The organism is Corallococcus sp. AB030 (assembly GCF_003668965.1).
Taxonomy (GTDB): domain Bacteria; phylum Myxococcota; class Myxococcia; order Myxococcales; family Myxococcaceae; genus Corallococcus; species Corallococcus exiguus.
This window is the reverse complement of sequence record NZ_RAWQ01000529.1, coordinates 1-392: the sequence shown is the minus strand read 5'-3', so window position 1 is coordinate 392 and position 392 is coordinate 1. Positions and strand designations below refer to the sequence as shown.

Annotated in this window: 1 protein-coding gene; it reads left to right on the top strand. The window is 76.3% G+C overall.

What is annotated here, in order from left to right:
- A partial coding sequence (locus D7Y15_RS45115; protein WP_199746091.1) for a hypothetical protein occupies window positions 1-391 on the top strand: 391 nt, incomplete at its 5' end.
- Window position 392: the final 1 nt, after the last annotated feature.

Sequence of the window (392 nt, the reverse complement as noted above, 5' to 3'; positions counted from 1 at the left end):
GCTGAGCGACAACGTCGCGTCGCGCCTGCTCGACAGCGCCGAGAAGGCGCCGAGCGGCCCGGCGCGCGCGCTGCGCGTCGGCGAGCTCTACACGCGCGTCACGCAGGCGGTGTGGAGCGAGCTCGGCGGCGCCGGCGACATCGCGCCGCTGCGCCGCGAGCTGCAGCGCGACCACGTGAACCGGATCGCCAACCTGCTGCTGCGCCCGTCCGCGTCGACGCGCGTCGACACGCGCAGCTGGGTGCGCGCCCAGGCCGTGCTGCTGCTCGCCCGCCTGCGCGCCGGCGAGCACCGCGCCTCCCTCGGCGAAGAGACCCGCGTCCACCTGCGCGACAGCGCCGACACGCTGGCCCAGGCCATGTCGGCGAAGCTGCAGCGGCAGGGGGTGTGAT